Origin of the sequence: Paraburkholderia sp. (assembly GCF_028283785.1) — a bacterium.
Lineage (GTDB): Bacteria > Pseudomonadota > Gammaproteobacteria > Burkholderiales > Burkholderiaceae > Paraburkholderia.
In genome coordinates, this window is record NZ_JAPWKB010000014.1 from 281329 (window position 1) to 303154 (window position 21826).

Genomic DNA, 21826 nt, shown 5'->3' on the forward strand with positions numbered 1-21826 from the left:
AAGCGCATGAGCACCACGGAAAAGTTGAAATCCCTCTTGCAGGCAGGCCGTTTCGTGACGGCGCCTGGCGTGTTCGACATGTTCTCGGCGCGCGTCGCGGACCGCTTGCCGTTTTCCGCGCTCTATATGACGGGATACGGCGTGTCGGGCTCGTATCTCGGCGTCGCCGATGCGGGGCTCGTCAGTTACGCGGATATGGTGAGTCGCGCGCGTCAGATCGCGGAGGGCACCGGCAAGCCGCTGATCGCCGATGCGGACACGGGCTTCGGCGGTCTCATCAACGTTCGTCATACGGTGCGCGGTTACGAAGCGGCCGGTGTCCAAGCCATCCAGATGGAAGATCAGGTGATGCCGAAGAAATGCGGGCATACCAAAGGGCGCCAGGTCGTGCCGCTGCCGGAGATGCTTAAGAAGATCGAGGTGGCGCTCGAAGCGCGCCGTAGCGACGACATGCTGATCATCGCGCGCACCGATGCGCGCACGACTCACGGTCTCGCCGACGCGATCGAGCGCGGCAAGGCGTTTGCGCGCGCGGGCGCGGATATCGTGTTCGTCGAGTCGCCGGAAAGTGCCGACGAGTTTGAGCGGATCGGCAACGAAATCGCGCCGACCGGTAAATGGCTGCTCGCGAATATGGTGCCGACCGGCCGTTCGCCGGTGATCCCCGCGAAGTCGCTCGAGAAGTGGGGCTTCAATATCGCGATCTATCCGTCGATCGGCATGGCGGCGGCGACCGCCGCGCTCGATTCCGCCTACCGGCATCTGCTCGAACATGGCGACTCGCTCGAACTCGGTGTGCCGTCGTTCACGATGGATCAGTTGCACGAACTCGTCGGCTTTCCGGACGTGTGGGAATTCGAGGCGCGTCACGCGCAAACGGAGTCGTCCGCATCATGAACACGTTGTTCGATACGCTGTGGGACAGCCACACGATTGCCCATCTCGACGGCGGTGTGGACCTGTTGCAGGTCGATCGTCATCTGATGCACGAACTCACTGGCGTCGAGGCGGTGCGCGTGCTGGAGCGGCGCGCGCTGGCGGTCGATAGTCCGCATCTGACGTTCGCGACGCTCGATCACGTGATCTCGACGCAGCCGGGCCGCCGTGCGGGCGACGCCGACTGGAGCACGGAAATGGTCGACGCGATGCGCGCGCAGATGGCGCACTACGCGATCCCGATCTTCGATATCAGCAAACAGGGCAGCGACGGCGATAACGACGGCAATCAGGGCATCGTTCATGTGATCGGGCCTGAGCTCGGCCTGTCGTTGCCGGGCACGTCGATCGTGTGCGCCGATAGCCATACCTGCACGCACGGCGCGGTCGGTGCGCTGGCGTTCGGCATCGGGTCGACGGAAGTGGTGCATGTGCTTGCAACGCAAACGATCCGCCAGAAGCGGCCTAAAACGATGCGGGTGCGTTTTCGCGGCCATGTCCGCGACGGCGTCACGGCCAAGGACATGATCCTGTTTCTGATCGGCCGGTTGGGTGCGGGCGCCGGTACCGGTTACGCGGTCGAATTCGCGGGCGATGCGGTCGAAGCGCTGTCGATGGAAGGGCGTCTGACGCTGTGCAACCTGAGCATCGAACTCGGTGCGAAGTTCGGCCTCGTCGCGCCGGACGAGACCACCTTCGACTATCTGCGTGGCCGTCGATATGCGCCTGAAGGCGCGCATTTCGATACGGCGCTGGCGGACTGGCGTCAATTGACAAGCGGCGACGACGCGCAGTTCGACCGCGAAGTGGAGATCGACGCCGCGTCGATCGGCATTCAGGTGACGTGGGGCACGAGCCCGGAGCACGTGATCGCATTCGACGAAGCCGTGCCCGATCCCGCGATGCTCGACGACGAAGCGCGCCGTGACGCGGTGCAAGGCGCGATCGATTACATGGGCGTGCATGCCGGTCAGCATCTCGACGAGCTTCAGGTGGACCGGGTGTTTATCGGTTCGTGCACGAACAGCCGGATCGAGGACTTGCGCGCGGCGGCGCGCGTGGTGGACGGGCATCACGTGGCCGACAGCGTAAAGGCGTGGGTCGTGCCCGGTTCGCTCGGCGTCGCGCGTCAGGCGGAACAGGAAGGACTCGCGCAGATTTTCCGCGAAGCCGGATTCGAATGGCGCGAGCCGGGCTGCTCGATGTGCGTCGGCGCGAACGGCGATGTGGTTGCGCCGGGCGAGCGCTGCGTATCGAGCTCCAATCGCAACTTTATCGGCCGGCAAGGGCCCGGCGCGCGGACGCATCTCGCCAGTCCCGCAGTCGCGGCGGCGAGCGCGCTGGCCGGTCATATTGCCGTGCCGGATGCCGATGCACGCGCTGTCACTCACGGAGCCGCACGATGAAAGCCGTCACGACCATTCGAGGCGCGGCCGCGCCGCTGCTGCGCGACAACATCGATACCGACCTGATCATTCGCATCGAGCGCATTTCGCAACTGGTGCGCGGCCAGCTCGGGCCGTATCTGTTCGAGACGTTGCGCTATCGCGACGGCGGTCCCGAAAGCGGCGAGCGCGACGACTTCGTGCTGAATCATCCGGTGTTCCGTCACGCGTGCATTCTGCTTGGCGGAAAGAACTTCGGCTGCGGCAGTTCGCGGGAAATGGCGGTATGGGCGCTCGAAGAAGCGGGCATCCGTTGCGTGATCGCGCCGTCGTTCGGCGATATTTTCTACAGCAACTGTCTGCAAAACGGCTTGCTGCCGGTGCGGATCGATGCGGACGCCGTGCATCGGATCGGGTTGGCGGCGGCGGACGGCTCCGACATCGACGTGGATCTGCGCAAGCTGGAAATTCGTGCGCCGTATCTCGACACGATCCGCTTCACGTTCGATGCCGCGCAGCAACAGGCGCTGCTCGACGGCCTCGACGAAATCGACCAGACCTTGCGGCTCACGTCGTCGATCGAGCGATTCCGTTCGGCCGACCGCGATGCGCGCAGCTGGGCGTATCTGCGATGACGACGGCCGCCCCGGACTTCAGATTACCGACCTACGAAGGAGAATCATCTTGACCCGCTCCGCACGATTCCGCGAATTATTCAAATCGCCGCCGTTCGTCGTTCTCGGCGCGCACGACGCGCTGACCGCGATGCTGGCCGAGCAGGCCGGCGCGAAAGCCATCTTCGTCAGCGGCTTTGCCGCGTCGGCGATACTCGCCGGCCAGGCGGATATCGGCGTGTTGTCGCAGACGGAAATGTTCGAGCATATCCGCCGGATCGCGCGCGTGACGAGCGTGCCGATTTTCGCGGACGCGGACACCGGCTACGGCGGCATTCTCGACGTGCAGCGCACGATGCGTCTGTGGGAAGAAGCGGGGGCGTCGGCGCTGCATCTGGAAGACCAGGCGGTGCCGAAAAAATGCGGCCACTTCGCGGGCAAGCAGTTGATATCGACCGGCGAGATGTGCCAGAAGTTGCGGGCGATGCTCGCCGCGCGCACCGATCCGGACTTCTTTATCGTCGCACGCACCGACGCGATCGCCGTCACCGGCATCGACGATGCGGTCGCGCGGTTGACGGCCTACGCGGAAGCGGGCGCGGACGGACTCTACGCGGATGCGCCGGAAAGTATCGAGCATCTGCAGATCCTGTCGGAGCGCCTGAAGCCGCTCGGCAAGCCGCTGCTGTTCAATATGGCGCGCACCGGCAAGAGCCCGGTCGTGACGCTGGAGGCGATCCACGCGCTTGGATTCGACTTCACGCTCGCGCCGATCGAATCGATGCTCGCGATGCACAAGGCCGTCAAGGAAACGATGGAAACCTTCCTGCGCGAGGGCACGACGGATGCGATCGCCGACCGGCTGACCACCTTCGGCGAGTTCAACCGCTTCGTCGGACTCGACAAGGCGGTCGAAGAGGAAAAGCGCTACGCGATCGATTTCCCCGCCGCCTGAGCGGGTGTGGCGGGTGTCGCGGGCTTTGGCGGCGCAAGGGTCACGGTGTCGCGTCGGAGGTCGTGGCGACGCCCGCAGCGGCTGCTTCGCCCTTGCTCGCGTCGTGCAACGCATCGCTCGACCAGCCGCCGCCCAGATCGCCGATCAACGTCGCGGCATCCACCAGTTGCTGTTCCTGCACGCTCAACGCGGTCTGTTCGGTCGACAGGCGCGTGACTTGCGCCGTGGCGACCGTCGTGTAATCGACCGTGCCCGCCTGGTATTCGTTGAACGCGATTTCGACGCCGTGCGCCGAATCGTGCAACGCGGTTTGCAGCACGTCCGACTGTTCGCCGAGAATGCGCAAGCCGGACAGATCGTTTTCGACGCCTTCGAACGCGCTCAGGACCGTACCGCGATAACTCGCGACAGCCGCGCGATACCCCGCTTTCGCGGCGCTCACGTTGCCGCTGCGCTCGCCGCCGTCGAACAGCGTTTCCGTCGCGGAACCGCCGAGCGACCACACGTAGTTCGCGGCATGCAGCAAGCCCGACAACGGCGATTGCGTGAGACCGTCGAGCGCCGATAGCGAGACAGTCGGGTAATACGCGGCGACCGCCACGCCGATCGCGGCGTTTTGCGCCGCCACCAGCCGCTCTGCGTAAGCGATATCCGGTCTGCGCTGCAACAATGTGGACGGCACGCCGACCGGCACCGACGGCAGCGTCGGCATGGTGCCGCTGTGCGGAATGTCGAGGTCTTCGGGGTTCTTGCCGACCAGCACCGCAATTGCGTGTGCATATTGCGCGCGCGATACGCCCAGCGCGATCAGGCTCGAACGCGCGGTGTCGAGTTGCGTGCGCGCGGTGATCAGGTCGGATGGCGCGACCGTGCCGAACCGGTCCTGATCGGCGATCACGTTCAGATAGCGCTGATAGGCATCCACCGTTTGTTGCAGCAGATCGATATTGGCATCGGTCGCGCGCAGTTCGATGATCGCGGTCGCGAGCGCAATCTGTTCCGACAGCGTCGCGTTCGCGAGTGTCGCTTCGCTGGCCTGCGCGGTCGCGGCGCTCTCTTCGACGGTGCGGCGCACCTGGCCCCACAGATCCGGCGCCCAGCTGACGTTGCCTTCGAGCGAGCCCGAGTTGGCAATCTGGCCCGACGCGCGCTGCTTCGTCGCGGAGCCGGTCACGCCTAGCGTCGGAAAGAGCCCGGCGCGCGCGACCTTGACTTCGGCCAGTGCCTGTTCATAGTTCGCATAGTCTTCACGAACAGTCTGGTTCGACACCGTCACCATCGGTTCCAGCGTGTTCATCAACGGATCGTCGAAGCCGGTCCACCAATCGCCTTTGGGTTTGTCGGCGGCGGGTTCGGCGAGGGTCCAGCCGGGCAGTTCGCTATACGCGGGCGGCACGTCCACATGCGGCCGCTGATAATCCGGGCCGACCGTGCATGCCGCGAGCAACAGCAGCACGGCGGCAGTCGAAGGGGTGCGAAGACGAGTGATATTCATGCTGTGTTCATGCTTCCGAATTCGGTTGACGGAGCCACGGCAAGCGGGTGGACCATCCGGCGAGCTTGTAGCGCAAGCGGTCGAGATACAGATAGATCACGGGCGTCGTGTAGAGCGTGAACACCTGGCTCAGGATCAGTCCGCCCATGACCGTAATGCCGAGCGGCTGACGCAGCGACGCGCCCTGGCCGATGCCGATCGCGAGCGGCACCGCGCCGAGCACGGCCGCAGCGGTCGTCATCAGGATGGGGCGCAGGCGCACCACGGCGGCCGCGTGAATCGCGTCGCGCGCGGCCATGCCTTCGTTGCGCTGCAACTGGATCGCGACATCGACCATCATGATTCCGTTTTTCTTGACGATGCCGATCAGCAGGATCACGCCGATCATCGCGATGACCGAAAACGGCGTGCCGAAGATCAGCAGCGCAAGCGTCGCGCCGATCCCCGCCGACGGCAGCGTCGAGAGAATCGTCAACGGGTGGATCGCGCTTTCGTACAACACGCCCAGCACGATATAGACGACGGCGAGCGCGGCGATAATCAGCAGCGGCACCGTTCCCATCGATTGCGCATAGGCCTGCGCCGCACCCGCGAACGCGCCGTGAATGCTGGCAGGCATACCGATCTCGCGCGCCACGCTGTCGATGGTTGCGCCAGCCTCGCTCAGCGAACCGCCGGCGGGCAGGTTGAACGAGATCGTCGCGGCGACGAGTCCGCTCTGATGGTTTACCTGGGTTGCGGTATGGCTGTTCCGGTAGTGCGCGAGCACCGGCAACGGCACCATCGTTTCCGCGGACGTACTGTCCGCGCTGCCGGTCGAACTGCCGCCCTTGCTGTTGGAAATACTGTTGGTGGTCGCATTCGACTGCGCGTTCGAATTCAGCGAACTGGTGCTCGACGAACTCGTGGTCGTGCTGACCGCGCTGGTCGCCGTCACGCCGGTGACGGTCGTGCCGGGCATCTGCGTGCCCGCCGTGCCGGTCGAATTGCCTGCGGCCGTGCTCAGGAACAGGCGGTCGAGCATCTGCGGGTACTGCCAGTATTGCGGCGCGACTTCCATCACGACGAAGTACTGGTTCAGCGGGTTGTAGATCGTCGATACCGCGCGCTGACCGAATGCGTCGTACAGCACGCTGTCGATCTGGTTCGGCGCGAAGCCGTAACGCGCGGCCGTTGCGCGGTCGATGCTCACGTAGGTCTGCAAGCCGTTCTGCTGAAGATCGGAATTCACGTCGAGCATCTTGCCGCGCTGCTTGTTCAGCGCGGCAACCAGCTTCGGCGTCCACGCGAACAGCGCGGCGGAATCGTCGCTGGTCAACGTGTACTGATACTCGGCCGCGGATTGCCGTCCGCCGATTCTCAGATCCTGTTGCGCCTGCAGAAACAAGCGCGCGCCCGACACGCGGTTCAGCTTAGGTCGCAAGCGGTTGACGACTTCCGTCGCGCTGACGTGACGCTCGGCGAGCGGCTTCAGTTCGATGAAGACGTTGGCCGTATTCAACGCGCGTCCGCCGGTGAATCCCGCGACCGATTCGACCGCCGGGTCTTCCTTGACGATCGCCTGCAACTGCGCGAGTTTCTTTTCCATCGCGGTAAACGAAATGCTTTGATCCGCGATGATCTGTCCCATCAGGATGCCGTTGTCCTGTTCCGGGAAAAACGTGGACGGTAGCAGCTTGAACAGAAACACGTTAGCGACCAGCAAGCCGACCAGCAGCACGATCACCAGCAACGCGTGATCGAGCACCAGCGTCAGCGAGCGCGCATACGCCCCTTTGATGCGGTCGAATTGCGCTTCGATCCAGCGCGCCCAGCGTGCCTGCGAATGCCCGCCGTCCTGTCGCGTCAGCACGTACGCGCACATTGCGGGCGTGACCGTCAACGAGACCAGCAGCGAGATCAGGATCGCGATGGAGAGCGTGACCGCGAACTCGTGAAACAGCATCCCGACGATGCCCGGCATCAGCAGAATGGGCAAAAACACCGCGATCAGCGACAGGCTCATCGAGATCACCGTGAACGCGACTTCGCCGCTGCCGCGCATCGCCGCTTCGTAAGGGCTGAGTCCCTGCTCGTGATAGCGCACGATGTTTTCGAGCACGACGACCGCGTCGTCGACGACGAAGCCGGTGCCGATGGTCAAGGCCATCAACGACAGGTTGTCGATGCTATAGCCGAGCAGATACATCGGCCCGAACGCCCCGACGATGGACAGCGGTAACGCGACGGCCGGAATCAGCGTGGCGCGCGGCGATTGCAGGAACACGAACACCACCGCGACCACCAGCAGCACCGCGATCAGCAGCGTGCGTTCGGTATCGCCGACCGACGCCCGCACCGATTGCGAGCGGTCCAGCGCGACTTTCACGTGGACGCTGGCGGGCAGTGTCGCTTCGATCGACGGCAGGATATTGCGGACCTGCGACACGGTCTGGATCACGTTGCTGCCGGGCATCGGAAACACGACCACCAGAATCGCCGATTTGCCGTTATACAGGCCCGCGTTGCGAATGTTCTCGTTCGAATCGACCACCTCGGCGACGTCGCGCAGCATGACCGGCGCGCCGCTGCGATAGGCGACCACCAGATCGCGATACGGCGCGGCCTTGGTGATCTGGTCGTTCGACACCACGACGTAACGCTGATCGCCCTGATCGAGGTGACCTTTCGCGCTGTCGGCGTTCGCGGCGCTGATCGCGGCGCGCACGTCTTCGAGACCGATGCCGTAACTGGTCAGCTTGCCCGGCTGCAACTCGACCCGCACCGACGGCAATGCGCCGCCGCCGAGCGTGATCGCGCCGACGCCCTTGATCTGCGAAAGCTGCTGCTGGATCACGGAGTCTGCGGAATCGTAGAGTTGCGCCTTGGTCAACGTGTCCGACGTCAGCGCAAGCACCATCACCGGTGAGTCGGCCGGGTTGTACTGGCGATAGCTCGGATTGCTGCGCAAGGTGGTCGGCAGATCGGCGCGCGCGGCCTGGATCGCCGCTTCGACATCGCGCGCCGCGCCGTTGATATCGCGATTCAGCCCGAATTGCACCACGATCATCGACGAACCGGCGTAGCTGATCGACGTCAGTTCGTTGACGTCGGCGATCGTGCCGAGCCGTCGTTCGAGTGGCTCGGCCACCGTGGACGCCATGATGTCCGGACTCGCGCCCGCCATCGTCGCCTGCACGACGATCACCGGGAACGCGATGTTCGGCAACGGCGCGACCGGCAAACGGAAATACGCGAGCACCCCGGCGATCGCAATCGCGATCGCCATCAGCGTGGTGGCCACCGGCCGCCGGATGAAGAGCGCCGGGATGTTCACGGCGCCACCTCTTCGGTCGGCCCGCGACGCCAGCGCCGCACGCGCGCGGCGAGACGGTCGAAGAACAGATAGATGACCGGCGTGGTGAACAGCGTCAGCAATTGACTCAGCGTCAGGCCGCCGATAATCGCCAGCCCGAGCGGACGGCGCAATTCAGAACCGGTGCCGCTGCCGAGCAGCATCGGCAGTGCGCCGAGCATTGCCGCGAGCGTCGTCATCAGGATCGGGCGGAAGCGCAGCAACGAGGCTTCGAAGATCGCTTCGCGCGGCGACTTGCCTTCGGTGCGTTCGGCGGCCAGCGCGAAATCGACCATCATGATGGCGTTTTTCTTTACGATGCCGATCAGCAGCACGATGCCGATAATGCCGATCACGTCGAGATCGCTACCGGCGATCATCAGCGCGAGCAACGCGCCGATCCCCGCCGACGGCAACGTGGACAGGATCGTCACCGGATGGATGAAGCTCTCGTACAGCACGCCCAGCACGATATACACGGTGACGAGTGCGGCGATCAGCAGATACACCTCGCTCGACAGCGAATCTTCGAACGCCTGCGCCGCGCCCTGGAACGACGACGTGATCGAATCGGGCAAATCCACGGCCTTTTGCGCGGCGCGAATCTGCTCGACGGCGGTGCTCAGCGACGCGCCTTTCGCGAGATTGAACGAGATCGTCACGGCCGGGAATTGCGCCAGATGACTGATCGCGAGCGGCGATTTCTTTATGCTGATCTTCGCGATGCCGCTCAGCGGCACCTGGCCGGTGCTGCTGGTCTGGCTCGGCAGGTACAGGCTTCCCAGCGAATTCACATCGGGCAGCGTCTCGGGTTTCGCCACCAGAATCACGCGGTATTGATCCGATTGCTGGAAGATCGTCGAGACGATGCGCTGACCGAGCGCGTCATATAGCGCGTTGTCGATCGTCGCGGGCGTGATGCCGAACCGCGCGGCAAGCTGACGGTTCACTTCGACATTGACGCTCAGGCCGTCGGTGTCCATGTCGCTGGTCACGTCCGACAGCGCGGGAATCGCTTTCATGCGCGCCACGAGGTCGGGCACGTATTTCTCGAACGCCTGGCTGTTCGGCCCGCGCAGTACCAGGCTGTACTGGTTCGGCGAAACCGTGGTGTTCAGCGTCAGGTCCTGTTCCGGCTGCAAATACAGCTTGATGCCGGGCACGTCCGCGACTTCCTGTTGCAGACGCCGCGCGACTTCCTGCGCGGTAGTGGAGCGGTCGTCGTGCGGCTTCAGGTTGATCAGGAAGCGGCCGTTGTTCAGCGTCGTATTGATACCGTCGATGCCGACATACGAGGTCAGCGAGGTCACGTCGGGGTCTTTCAGGATCGCATCGGCGAGCGCGCTCTGACGCCGCGTCATCGCGGTGTACGACACCGAGTTGTCGGCGACGCTGATGCCTTGAATCACGCCGACGTCCTGAGTCGGAAACAGGCCCTTCGGAATCACGACGTACAGCACGCCCGTCAGCACGACCGTGCCGACCGCGACGAACAGCGTCAACGTCTGGTGATCGAGCACCCAGCGCAAACCGCGCTCGTAGGCCGCGAGCGTTTTGTCGAACAGCCCTTCGCTGATGCGCTCGAAGCGGCTCGGATGCCGTTGCGCCTGCGCGCGCAGCAGGCGCGCGCACAGCATCGGCACGACGGTCAGCGACACCACGGCGGAAATCACGATGGTGACCGCGAGCGTCACCGCGAACTCGCTGAACAGCCGGCCGATCACGCCGCCCATGAACAGCAGCGGAATCAGCACCGCAATCAGCGACACCGTCAGCGAGATGATCGTGAAGCCGATCTGTCCCGCGCCTTCCAGCGCGGCTTCGAGCGGTGTCTTGCCTTCTTCCAGATAGCGCACCACGTTTTCGATCATCACGATCGAATCGTCGACGACGAAGCCGGTCGCGATGATCAACGCCATCAGCGAAAGATTGTCGATCGAGTAGTTGAGCTGGTACATCACGGCAAGCGTGCCGATCAGCGAGACCGGCACCGAGACGCTCGGGATGAGCGTGGCCGGCACGTTGCGCAGAAACACGAAGATCACGAACACGACCAGCACGACGGCGAGCACGAGTTCGAACGCAGCATCCGACACCGACGAGCGGATCACGCCCGTGCTGTCCGACACGATGGTGACTTTCATGCCGGCGGGGAGTGTCGCTTCGAGTTGCGGCAGCTGCTTCTTGATCTGGTTGACCGTGGCGATCACGTTGGCGCCGGGTTGCCGCTGCACGTTCAGCACGATCGCAGGCGTGCCGTTGTACCACGCGCCGCGTTCGACATCCTGCGCCGCCTGGGTGACGCGCGCGACGTCGCGCATAAACACCGGCGCGCCGTTCTGATACGCGATCACGGTGTTCAGATAGTCTTTTGGATCGGAGATCTGGTCGTTCGCGTTGACCGTGTAGTCGAGATCGGGGCCGTCGAAATTGCCCTTCGGCTGGCTGACGTTGACGTAGCTGAGGAGCGTGCGCAAGTCGTCGATATTCAGGCCGTAGGCGGCCAGCTTGTGCGGGTCGGCTTCGACGCGAATCGCGGGGACGTTGCCGCCGCTGGTGGTGACGACGCCCACGCCCGAGACCTCGGAGATCTTGGTGCCGAGCCGGTTGTTCGCGATGTCTTCGAGTTGCGTCAGCGACATCGATTTCGACGTGACCGCGAGCGTCAGAATGGGCTGGTCGGACGGATTGACCTTTGCATAAGTGGGCGGCGCGGGCAGACCGCTGGGCAGATAGCTGTTGGCCGCGTTGATTGCCTGCTGCACGTTCTGCTGCGCGACATCGAGATTCAGCGAAAGATCGAACTGCAACGTGATGACCGATGCGCCGTCCGAGCTGTACGACGTCATCTGTTGCAGGCCGGGAATCTCGCCGAGTTGTACTTCGAGCGGTGCGGTGACCGTGGTTGCCATCACGTCCGGGCTCGCGCCCGGATAGAAGGTTTGCACCTGAATGGTCGGGTAATCGACGTTGGGCAACGACGACACCGGCAGGATGCGCACCGCGACGAGACCGACCAGCACGAGCGCGACCATCAGCAGCAAGGTCGCGACGGGCCGGAGAATGAACAGACGGGAAATATTCATCGTGACGTCGATCCGCGGCTATGACCCGGCGTCCGGACCGGACGCCGGCGCGGCGCTCGATGCCGACGCCGGCCGGATCTTCGCGCCGTCGCTCAGGCGGTCGGTGCCGTCGGTCACGATGCGGTCGCCCGCCTTCAGGCCGGACGCGATCACGGTGTTTTTGCCGTCGCTCGGGCCGAGTTTGACCTTGTGTACCGACACGGTATTGTTCGCGTTGACGAGGTACACGTAGTCGCCGGGTGCGCCGGTTTGCACGGCCGGCGTGGGCACGAGCACTGCATTGTCCAGCGTGTCCACCAGCAGCTTGACGTTGACGAATTCATTCGGGAATAGCGCTTCGTCGTCGTTCGCGAAGCTTGCGCGCAGCGTGACGGTGCCGGTCGCGGTCGTCATCTGGTTGCTGACTGCGTAGACCGTGCCGGTCGCGATCTGCTGCGCGTTGTCGCTGCTAAAAGCGGTGACGGGCAAACCCGACGACGCTTTCATCCGTTGCAATACGCCCGCCAGCGAATCTTGCGGCACGGTGAATTCCACCGTGGTCGGTTTCATCGTGGTGATCACGACAATGCCGGGGTCGCTCGACGCCGTCACGTAGTTGCCGGGATCGACCAGCCGCAATCCGACGCGTCCCGATACGGGCGCGGTGATATGGCAATACGCGATGTCGAGGTCGTATTGCGCGATGCTGGCCTGATCGGATTTGACCGCGGCTTCGTCCTGCTGGACCGTGAACTGCTCGTCGATATAGGTTTGTTCTGCAATCGACTTGCGCTGGTTCAACTGCGCGTAACGGTCGAGATCGGCACGCGCCTGCGCGAGTGCGGCCTTGTCTTTCGCGAGCGTCGCTTCGGCTTGCTGTTTGTCGATCTGATACTGACGCGGATCGATCTGCGCGAGGAACTGGCCTTTGGTCACTTCCTGACCTTCGCGATAACCCACGGCGGTCAGGTAGCCGCTCAATTGCGGCAGTACGGTGACCGTCGCGGTGGGCGTTACGGTGCCGAGTTCGCTCAAGGTTTCCGGCATCGAACCGGTCGTCGCGGCGGCGACCGTCACCACTTGCGCGGCAGGCCCACGCACGGGCTTTTTCTGCCGCAACAGATGAACCGCCACCACGGCGATCAGCGCCAGCACGATGAAGGCGAACAGGAACAGCTTGCGTCGGGAGCGCGTTGGCCGGACAGCCTCGACTTCGCTCATATCAATCTCCGTAAACGGTCGGGACCGTGACAGTCGTAGGGGTGGATCGGGCAACGCGTGCCGGCGAGAAAACGTCGTAGGGCTTGTCGGTCATCGGCAGAACGTGGGGTTTTGCTTGCGGTTCGCTTGGGGTTTTCTTTCGCTTTGTCCGTGCGTCGTAGGGCTTTTGTTAGCGATACGAACGGTGCACGATCCGGCGAGTGTAGTGGGTTAAAAGCGCGTCGCGAACACGGTCGCTCTTACAGAGATTGCAGGGCGTTACAGCGGGGGGCGACAGTAACCGAAGGTAACGCGATCGTGCGTACGGCCGCGATTCGACGCGGCACGACGTCGTAATCGACGGTAACCGGATGCGTGCGACGAATCAGGAATTTTGTTCGCCGTGGCTCATCTGATGGTCTTTTGATGCGGAGGTCGTCCATGCAGCGCGTCATCGAACCCAGGGAACTTGGCGAAGTCGAACTCGACGGCTTTCAATCCGTCCGCGTCTTCGATGGCGTGACGAGCGTGACGATCTGGGAAGGGCCGATCCCGCTAGGGCGGCTCTATGTGTCGAGCGTGCGGCCGAGCGGTCTGGGTGATCTCGCGATCCTGATCATCGCGGTGGACGATGTCATGGACGACATCGCGCGGCGCTCGATCTGCGAATCGCTTTGGCCGCGGATTGCCGCGCGCGGCGGCGCGCGTGGCAGCGGCTGGGTGGAAGGCGTCTAGCGCGGCGAGGGTGCCGCGCGTGGCGACATCCTCAGATGTCGATGCTCGTGGCGAAGATCATCGAGCCCGCGTTGGCCGGCACGATGCCGCGCGATTGCGGACGGTAGACGGTTCGCCGCGCCGGATCGGCCGTCCGCTCAACACGCAGATACCCGATTTGCGCGCCACGCCGACGCGCCACGTTTGATCGCCGTAATGACCGGTGCGCGAATCGCACCATGAAATCGACACGGTTTGCGGACTCGGCCGGTCGAGCACCTGCACGGTCGGTTTGCCGAGCGCGTCGCCGTGCCGGACACCGGCTTTCGCGCGGGCATTGCCGAGCGTTTCGATGATCTTGTGCGCGACGCCGGTGTTGGCGATCATCGCAAGTGTCTGCGTCCAGACATCGGCGTATTCATAGGGCATGTCGTGCTTTCCTCTAGTTGAAGCGCGCGACCTGGCACAGGCTCAGGTCAGGCGGATCTTCGGCTGAACCAGTCCGTTGATCTGCTCGGCCGTCCACAGCAGCGTGGCTTTTCGAAAGCCGTGCAACGCCTGCTGATGACGGCGGTAAAGCATCGCGTGACTCAGTTGCGCAAAGCGGCCGCGAATGAAACCGCCTTGAAAGAATCCGAAGCGTCCGAGCGTGCCGAACGCGTTGTAATCGCTCAGCGACACCAGCGAACCGAAATCGCGGAACACGAAATCGGGCATCGGCGTGCCGGCGAGCCAGCCGGGCAGATGTCGCGCCAGGTGTTCGGCCTGCTGCGTCGCGACCTGCGCGGTGGGCGCGAGCGGACGGTCGTGATCGGGCAGGCTCAAGCTCGAACAGTCGCCGAGCGCGAAGATGTGATCGTCCGCGGACGATTGCAGCTTCGCGTTGACGACCACCTGATTCGACCGGTTGATGTCGAGCCCGTCGAACTGGCTCATGAAGTCAGGCGCCTTGACGCCCGCGGCCCAGACCATCAGGTCTGCATCGACCAGCGCACCGTCGCCATGACGGAAGCCGCCTGCTTCCGCCGACGTCACGCGGGTCGAAGTCAGCACGTGAAAACCGATATGTTCCAGTTGCTGCCGGCTCGACGCCGACACCTGTTCCGGGAACGACGCCAGCACGCGCGGACCGCTTTCGAGCAAGGTCAGACTCAGGCGCTCGCGCACACGCGGATCGCCGTAACCGGACGCCACTTCGAGCAGGCGGCTCAATTCCGCCGACAACTCCACGCCCGTCGCGCCCGCGCCGACGACCGCGACACGCAGCGGTTCGTCTTTGGCAACGCTGCGAAACACGCGCGTGCGCAACGCGACGTTGAACGCTTCCGCCTGCCGCTGGCTATCGATGAAATGACAGTGCTGCCTGACGCCCGGCGTGCCGAAGTCGTTCGCGCGGCTGCCGAGCGACAGCACCAGCACGTCGTAGCCGACGGTTCGCGGATCGAGGATCGTGTCACCTTGCGGCGATGTAATCGCGGCAAGCTGCACCTCGCGGCGCTCGCGATCGAGACCGGTCATTTCGCCCGGCTGATAGGTAAAACCGTGCTCGCGTGCATGCGCGAGATAGATGACCTGCTGCTGTTGAACGTCGCGCGTGCCGGCTGCAATGGTGTGCAACATCGGCTTCCAGATATGCGTCGGGCTGCTGTCGATCAACGTGATGTTGGCCTGACCGCTACGTCCAAGCTGATTGCCGAGTCTCGTCGCGAGCAACAATCCGGCGATACCGCCGCCGACGATGACAATCCGTACCGGTTGGGACATAATATATTCAACGAGTGATGAATAACGGTATCGTAGCTGGAAGCGTCGATGTGTGTCAAACCGTCAGCTTGACGATTGCGCACGGAAGGCGTGACACCAAACGGCTGTCGGTTAAACTTCCGGCTGGATCAGCAATCCCTATTCCATACAGATGAACGCTGTCACGTCAGGATCACACAAGCCGGTCGAGAAAAAGCGCACGCGCGGGCGACCCGCATGCAGTGCTGCCGTCGGCGCCGACGTGCTGCTGCGATGCGCGCGCCGCATCTTCGCAAAACGGGGTTTCGACGCGAGCAGCGTGCGCGAGATCGCGCGCGACTCGGGCGTCGATCCCGCGCTGATCGCCCATCATTTCGGTTCGAAGGAAGCGTTGTGGCTGGCCGTGGTCGATCAGATCGGCGAGCAGATCGCACCGCTGATCGACGCCACCGCGCAATTGCGTTCAGCCGAGCTCAGCCACCGCGAACGGGTCGAGCGGGCCATCGTGCTGTTTATCGATCAGGTCTTCAACGAGCCCGATACCGGCATGTTTTTTTCGACTGCCGCGACGGAGCAGGGCGCGCGCCTCGATGCGCTGATCAACCGGCTGGTGCGTCCGTATCACGATGTATTCGTGCCGCTGCTGGCGGATGCATCGAAGGCGAAAGAACTGAAATCGCACGACCCCGAAGTGCTGTTTTCGATGCTCACGCATGCAATCAGCAAGACCGTGGCGTATAGCCACGTGTTGCAGGCATTTTCGTCGTTGCCCGACGACGAGAAGCGTTTCAAGCGAACCGTCATCAAGACCGCGTTGGGCATGCTCGGCGATTGAAAGCGGGCGGCAGTGCGTTTCTTTAGCGCGTTCTAGCGTTTCTCTAGCAGTTCTCTAGCAGTTCTCTAGCGTGTTCCTTTAGCAGATGTCATGGCCGATGCGTTAGCGCAATTCAGTCGCGCATTGCATCGACCTCATTCGCCGTACGACTTAAACGGGGACATGACCTTTTTGATCATATGCTCTTCGTATGTATAATCGACCGCGCAATGAGGCGTGTATGAAGTCTGTTTTCTTTATGCATCGGCGTAGGTCGGTACTGTCCGGCAACGTGCATCCTGATTGCTCAATGTGTATCCGGTGCAAGTACATAAAGTACTGAAGCATCGAACATCATCATCGTTCCGATCGTTTGAAGATCGGATCCTCGTCTGCAATGCAGGCGGTGAAGAGCCAGAGGAGACGCTGGCGACTTCCCCGAAGTGCGGCTCAAGATCGTGCGGAAACCCTAAGAATCGACGAAGCGAGTTGGGATGTCCCAACCGGTATCTGCTTACGACGATTCAAACCACGGCTACTGTCATGACTCATCTTCATCCACAGGCTGGTCCGTTACTGTTCACGCGTCCGACGCATTGTGCGCAACTCGTGCAGCGCATTTCACGCAACGATCCTTCGCCTCAAGCTCCCTATACGGTCTGCTGACGCAGCCCAACTTCTTCCGCTGTCGCTAACCGTCGATCTACATCGACGGCGTCTGTCAGCGACCTCATCGGGCTAACGGCATTCACATGCCGTGCCGGTTTGCGTCCGCTCGTCCATTGCGGGTGCGGACTGCGTTCGCCCTCGATTTACGCGTTATCAGCGCGTGTCCCTGCACGCCTGTACGTTTTGTCTGGAGCCTTTTCTATGTCGACTGCGCCTTCCGCGTCATCGCCTTCTTCTCCTTCTGCGCCCACGGGTCTGCTCGAACGGATCGGTATGCCGAGGTCATTGCTGTTTGGCTTTATCGGACTGTTGCTGTTCATGATCGGCGACGGTGTCGAAGCAGGTTATCTCGCGCCGTTCCTGTCGAGCCACGGCGTGTCGAATGCAAAGATCGCGTTGCTGTTTACGATCTACGGTGTGGCCGTATCGATTGCGTCCTGGTTGTCGGGCGCGCTGTCCGATCTATGGGGACCACGACGCGTGATGGCGATCGGGCTCGCGATCTGGGCCGTATTCGAAGTCGTTTTCCTGCGTTTCGGCGTGGCGCCGCAAAGCTATACGGTGATGGTGATCGCGTACGCGGTGCGCGGTCTCGGCCATCCGCTGTTCGCGTTCGGGTTTCTCGTGTGGATTGCCGCCGCGACGCCGCCGCGTCAACTGGGGTCGGCGGTGGGCTGGTTCTGGTTCGCCTTTGCGGCCGGTCTGCCGACGCTCGGTTCGCTGTTCGCCAGCATCGCGATTCCGGTCATTGGTCAGCTGGCGACGTTCTGGGCTTCGCTCGGTCTGGTTATCGCCGGTGGGCTGATTGCGCTGCTGTGCTGCCGCGACAAGAGCGGCGATCGTCCGCCCGCGCAGCCGGATACGAATCCGGTTAGCGTGCTGTTCAGCAGCGTGTCGATCATCTGGCGCGAGCCGAAGATCATGATGGCCGGCGTCACGCGTGCGATCAACACGTCGTCGGAATATGCGTTTCTGGTAATCATGCCCGCGTTCTTCACGAAGACGATCGGCTTTACGCTGGAGCAATGGCTGCATCTGCTGTCGATCGTGTTTCTGAGCAACATCGTTTTCAACCTGGCTTCCGGCATGGCCGCCGACAAGGTGGGCTACCGCCGTGTGATCGGCTTTGCGGGTTGCGTCGGCACGGCAATCAGCGTGCCGCTGTTCTACTACATGCCGCTGATGTTCAAGGGCGACTTCACCGTCGCGGCGATTTTCGGTGCGTTTTACGGCGCGACGCTGGCGTGCTACGTGCCGTTGTCCGGTCTGGTGCCGCAAATCTGCCCGAAGGAAAAGGCGGCGGCGCTGTCGGTGCTTGGACTCGGCGCGGGCGCGAGCGTGTGGCTGGGACCGATCATCGTGACGCTGTTCGAAAGCACGGTGGGGATTGCCGGCGTGATCTGGATTTTCTGCGGGATGTATCTGGTGTCCGGCATTCTGACGCGCTTCCTGACGGTCTCGGACGAGGCGCGGGCGGTGTCTAAAGCCCAGGCGGAAAGCGGCGAAGAGGGCGCGTTTTCGTTGAGCCACTAGCCTAGCCGCTACCGCGAATCAGCGGTTCAGCAGCAGAAAAAGGGTTCGCCGGAATGGTCCGGCGAACCCTTTTTTTGTTTGTTCTTCCGGTTTATCTGCGTCCCGGCGACGCTTACTCCACGCGACTGCCCAAACCCTTCAAGCTCTTGATGACAACCAGCAGCGCGCGGCCGTGTTCTTCGGAGCCGTCCCACGCATCGACGATCGCGCTGCGCAGCAGGTCGTTGTAGCCCGCCGCGCGTTTGCCCGACAGATACGGTTTGACGCCGTAGAAACTGCATAGCTTATTGAATGACGCGCTGCGCCGCATCCGCCCGCCGCTGGACAGCCGAAGCCGCGATACGGTGGGCTGGCTGACACCGGAAAGCCGCGCTATTTCACTGGACGAGCGCTTATCCGCCGTCAAACGGCGCAATAGATCCTGTACGGGAAAATGAGTGTCTGGGGCTTCCATTCTATGCATTATAGCTATACATTAGCGTTTATTGAATTGGCCGTTCGTTTTTGCCGGATGGCAGCGTTCCGAGGAAGTTGATGACACTGAAGCACCTACCGCCCACGTTTTGCTGGACTCGCACTGGTTCCGAGTCCGGCGAAGATCTCCCTACCGTCGTTCTCCAGAAGGAGTGGGAACGCAGGCTGGGTGGCGGGCGGTTTTTGTGGGGCATCAACCAGTCGCTCGGCAGTAGCGCGCATATCGCCGCGCATCGCACGGGTTCGTTGCTGGCACTGTTTTCGCCGATGTCGGGCAAACCGCGTCCGGTCGAGCGCATGCGCGAAGACGTATTGCTGTGGAATGCGTGGGTGGATAGCAGCGGGCAGGTGCGGCAATTGCCGCCGCACGCGTTTATCGTCAGTCGCGCCACCCTGCCTTCGGGGCGGCGTCGTGAGCGCCACTACGCGCTGGTGTGTTCGTCACCCACCGATCTGAGCATTGGCAGCCGTTTGCGGATTTATCCCGAGCATTTGCGTAGCGTCAGCACGGGCAAACCGCTCGGTCCGGTGCAGGGCACGGTAGTGGTGGATTGCACGGCGCGTGCGGGCGAGTTGAGCGGGAAAAGTTATCCAATGGCCGTTTCCGTTGAGCTGGAGGCGCCGTATTTCGTGCGACTCGCGCAGCCGAGCCTGCTGAAGGCGCGTGATTTCGCGGAGATCAACAAGGCATCGCGCGACGGCGACTTCGAAGGCTTTATCGATCTGGTGCGTCGTTCGCGCAACCGGCCGAGCGCGGAGCGCATGCGCGGCTTCACGCGCGATCTCTTCGACATGCTTGCGCCGTCGGAACCGATGGTGGCGTTCGGCACTGTTTCGCACGGGCAGGTCAGTTACGTGTAGCCGTTGCGTTGTGAGTGAGCCGAATGTGCGCTGACGTTATGTCGCGCGGAATGAAAAAAGCCCCGTACTCGTAGAGTACGGGGCTTTTTATTTGCGCCGGATAAGTGGCGCTCGCATTCTCGTCGTCAATGGTGAGCTGCGCTCGTTGCGGTCGCGTCGGCCGCAGCGCAGCGCCGCGTCAACCGCGGGTATCGACCCAGTCTCGCGCCCAGCTAAACGAGTGCTGAAGCGCTTGTTGTTCGTCGCTGAAGTAATCGAGCGAATAAAACTGATACTGCGCAGCGGGATTCGCGCGGTCGGCGCGTTCGAGCAGCAGATTGGAAGAGAATGAGCCATCCGGCAAACGATGTGCGGACGGTTTGACGGCATAGCCGTTGTAATGGTGAATCGTCGAATTTTGCATTTTATTTATATGTGCGCACGCATGCGCGGCGATCGGAAAGCGCCGATGTCAGCCGGAGAATATGCGTGTGTATGCCTGCGACAGACGCAGAAATGTGTAGAAGTCAGAAAGACTGGGGGAGCAAGCAAGGCGATTGGCGCTTTACATCACACGCACCAACGATGGGAGTTTTAAAACTCCGCGAAGGATGTCGCTCCAGTCCAGTGTCGATATCGACACTGGACCCGTCAAACTTTTACAGCGAAACTTTACAGCGGCTTGATGTTAGCCGCTTGCATGCCCTTCGGGCCACGCTTGGTTTCGAAGCTGACTTTCTGGTTTTCAGCGAGCGATTTGAAACCGTCGCTCTTGATTTCGGAGAAGTGTGCGAACAGATCGTCACCGCCAGCATCCGGCGTAATGAAGCCAAAACCTTTGCTGTCGTTGAACCACTTAACGGTACCGGTATCCATGGAGAATCCTTGAGGTATAAAAATGAGAAATCGCTCCGTAGCGGAGCACGGAAAGTATCAAGGAGGGAGAGGACAACGAATACCGCTGAGGAGGCGGACAATTGATGAACAGCAATCTAACTTCTTGAACTTCAGGGCTCCACATTAACCGCGAGGTCGCCCGAGCGTCAAGAACTATCTTGTAACTACTTGAATCCTAAGCTAGACGGGCCTGTGCGGACCTCGCTCTGTCTCGGAAATGACGGAAGTCCGAGCTGTTCCGGAATCGCGCGGGGCGTTTTCGCTTCGCGCTGACCGGAAAATGTGTTCGCTCAGATGCCGGTGTGTCGGGCGGTCCAGATCAGGCGCAAGCCCAGTGCGCCGATGGCGGTAGCCGCGACGCGATCCACCCATTTCTTCGATTTCAGATAGAGATCTCGCGGCCGTTTGCTTGAAAAGCACAATGCAACGACCGTGTACCAACCCGCTTCGATCGCGAATACGGCGGGCGGCAACGCGAAGTAGCACCAGGTGGGCGGCGAGTGCGGCAACAGCGCCGCGAAGATGCTGCCGTACGCGATGGCGGTTTTCGGATTGCTTAGTTGCGTGCTCAGGCCGATCCAGAACGAGCGCAGCGGATTGCCGGGCGACCGCGCGTCGACTGACGCGAACGCAAGCGGGGCGGCCGCGCCGCGCCAGATTCTGGACGCGAGGTAGAGCAGATAAAAACCACCGGCGATTTTGAGTCCCGCGTAAAGCCAGCCGACCGTCGCGAGTAGCGTATAGAGGCCGAGCAACGCGACGGCGCTGAAGAACACCCCGCCGACACCCATCCCGAGCGCCGTGGCGAGGCCGTCGCGGCGCGACAGGCCGATCGCGTTGCGCGCGACGATCACGAAGCTGGGGCCGGGGCTCATTGCACCGATCAACAGGGCGGCAAGGATCGCGGCGATTGCGGCGGAAGCGGACATGATGGGTTTCCGGGAAGTCGTTTGCGCAGATTCTACGGCAAGACATTGTGAGGACGGATGAACCGGACGGATACCGGATTGTGAATGCCAATTCGCAATTCAGTTTTAACCCGTATTGAGTGCGTTAGCCGATATACAGCGAAAAATGGAGTGCTAGAATTAATTGCATAGGCAGAAGCGACCCGAGCGGGCTGGAATGCCAATTGGCATTCGAGTGATGCGAGTGGCG

General features: G+C 62.4%; 18 protein-coding genes. 8 read left to right on the top strand and 10 right to left on the bottom strand.

What is annotated here, in order from left to right; genetic code table 11:
• The first annotated feature begins 6 nt into the window (after positions 1-6).
• The 4 genes from PW947_RS17265 to PW947_RS17280 are packed head-to-tail and all read left to right on the top strand — an operon-like array spanning position 7 to position 3890.
• Entirely contained in the window at positions 7-897 is an 891-nt protein-coding gene (locus tag PW947_RS17265) for an isocitrate lyase/PEP mutase family protein (protein WP_299633560.1), read from the top strand.
• Positions 894-2342, top strand: coding sequence for a 3-isopropylmalate dehydratase large subunit (gene leuC, locus PW947_RS17270; protein WP_299633561.1), 1449 nt, complete (start codon positions 894-896; stop codon positions 2340-2342). The genes PW947_RS17265 and leuC overlap by 4 nt, the downstream gene beginning before the upstream one ends.
• Positions 2339-2956, top strand: a complete 618-nt coding sequence (leuD, locus tag PW947_RS17275; protein ID WP_299633562.1) for a 3-isopropylmalate dehydratase small subunit — start codon at positions 2339-2341, stop codon at positions 2954-2956. The genes leuC and leuD overlap by 4 nt, the downstream gene beginning before the upstream one ends.
• Before the next feature lie 49 nt (positions 2957-3005).
• Entirely contained in the window at positions 3006-3890 is an 885-nt protein-coding gene (locus PW947_RS17280; protein WP_299633563.1) for an isocitrate lyase/PEP mutase family protein, read from the top strand.
• Between the two features lie 40 nt (positions 3891-3930).
• On the opposite strand, the gene PW947_RS17285 is transcribed toward PW947_RS17280, so the two are convergent.
• Genes PW947_RS17285 through PW947_RS17300 form a run of 4 tightly spaced genes read right to left on the bottom strand, consistent with a single transcriptional unit; the run spans position 3931 to position 13005 of the window.
• Complete coding sequence (locus PW947_RS17285) at positions 3931-5385, bottom strand: efflux transporter outer membrane subunit (RefSeq protein ID WP_299633564.1); 1455 nt, start codon at positions 5383-5385, stop codon at positions 3931-3933.
• A gap of 7 nt (positions 5386-5392) precedes the next feature.
• Positions 5393-8701, bottom strand: a complete 3309-nt coding sequence (locus tag PW947_RS17290) for an efflux RND transporter permease subunit (RefSeq protein ID WP_299633565.1) — start codon at positions 8699-8701, stop codon at positions 5393-5395.
• The gene (locus tag PW947_RS17295; RefSeq protein ID WP_299633566.1) at positions 8698-11805 is read right to left on the bottom strand and encodes an efflux RND transporter permease subunit; all 3108 of its coding nucleotides are present in this window, start codon (positions 11803-11805) and stop codon (positions 8698-8700) included. The genes PW947_RS17290 and PW947_RS17295 overlap by 4 nt, the downstream gene beginning before the upstream one ends.
• A gap of 18 nt (positions 11806-11823) precedes the next feature.
• The gene (locus PW947_RS17300) at positions 11824-13005 is read right to left on the bottom strand and encodes an efflux RND transporter periplasmic adaptor subunit (RefSeq protein WP_299633567.1); all 1182 of its coding nucleotides are present in this window, start codon (positions 13003-13005) and stop codon (positions 11824-11826) included.
• Positions 13006-13425: 420 nt separating this feature from the next.
• On the opposite strand from PW947_RS17300, the gene PW947_RS17305 reads away from it, so the two are divergent.
• A complete protein-coding gene (locus PW947_RS17305) occupies positions 13426-13719 on the top strand; it encodes a hypothetical protein (protein WP_299633568.1) in 294 nt (97 codons plus the stop codon).
• A 57-nt stretch (positions 13720-13776) separates the two neighbouring features.
• Here PW947_RS17305 and PW947_RS17310 read toward each other — a convergent pair whose 3' ends face one another.
• Together PW947_RS17310 and PW947_RS17315 are read right to left on the bottom strand one after the other, a co-directional pair.
• Positions 13777-14127, bottom strand: a complete 351-nt coding sequence (locus tag PW947_RS17310; RefSeq protein WP_299633569.1) for a DUF3331 domain-containing protein — start codon at positions 14125-14127, stop codon at positions 13777-13779.
• Positions 14128-14169: 42 nt separating this feature from the next.
• Positions 14170-15462, bottom strand: coding sequence for an NAD(P)/FAD-dependent oxidoreductase (locus PW947_RS17315; protein ID WP_299633570.1), 1293 nt, complete (start codon positions 15460-15462; stop codon positions 14170-14172).
• 151 nt (positions 15463-15613) lie between these two features.
• Between PW947_RS17315 and PW947_RS17320 the strand changes: the two genes are divergently transcribed.
• Together PW947_RS17320 and PW947_RS17325 are read left to right on the top strand one after the other, a co-directional pair.
• Entirely contained in the window at positions 15614-16276 is a 663-nt protein-coding gene (locus PW947_RS17320) for a TetR/AcrR family transcriptional regulator (RefSeq protein ID WP_299633571.1), read from the top strand.
• Between the two features lie 849 nt (positions 16277-17125).
• Positions 17126-18457, top strand: a complete 1332-nt coding sequence (locus tag PW947_RS17325; protein WP_299633572.1) for an MFS transporter — start codon at positions 17126-17128, stop codon at positions 18455-18457.
• Positions 18458-18569: 112 nt separating this feature from the next.
• On the opposite strand, the gene PW947_RS17330 is transcribed toward PW947_RS17325, so the two are convergent.
• Positions 18570-18911: a helix-turn-helix transcriptional regulator gene (locus tag PW947_RS17330; protein WP_299633573.1), complete on the bottom strand. Its 342-nt coding sequence runs from the start codon at positions 18909-18911 to the stop codon at positions 18570-18572.
• Between the two features lie 80 nt (positions 18912-18991).
• Between PW947_RS17330 and PW947_RS17335 the strand changes: the two genes are divergently transcribed.
• Positions 18992-19792, top strand: a complete 801-nt coding sequence (locus tag PW947_RS17335; RefSeq protein WP_299633574.1) for a hypothetical protein — start codon at positions 18992-18994, stop codon at positions 19790-19792.
• A 178-nt stretch (positions 19793-19970) separates the two neighbouring features.
• Here the strand turns inward: PW947_RS17335 and PW947_RS17340 are convergent, their stop codons facing one another.
• The 3 genes from PW947_RS17340 to PW947_RS17350 form a co-directional block, all read right to left on the bottom strand.
• Positions 19971-20195, bottom strand: a complete 225-nt coding sequence (locus PW947_RS17340; RefSeq protein ID WP_299633575.1) for a hypothetical protein — start codon at positions 20193-20195, stop codon at positions 19971-19973.
• 248 nt (positions 20196-20443) lie between these two features.
• A complete protein-coding gene (locus PW947_RS17345) occupies positions 20444-20647 on the bottom strand; it encodes a cold-shock protein (protein ID WP_299633576.1) in 204 nt (67 codons plus the stop codon).
• Between the two features lie 311 nt (positions 20648-20958).
• Complete coding sequence (locus tag PW947_RS17350; RefSeq protein ID WP_299633577.1) at positions 20959-21597, bottom strand: LysE family transporter; 639 nt, start codon at positions 21595-21597, stop codon at positions 20959-20961.
• Between the last annotated feature and the right edge of the window lie 229 nt (positions 21598-21826).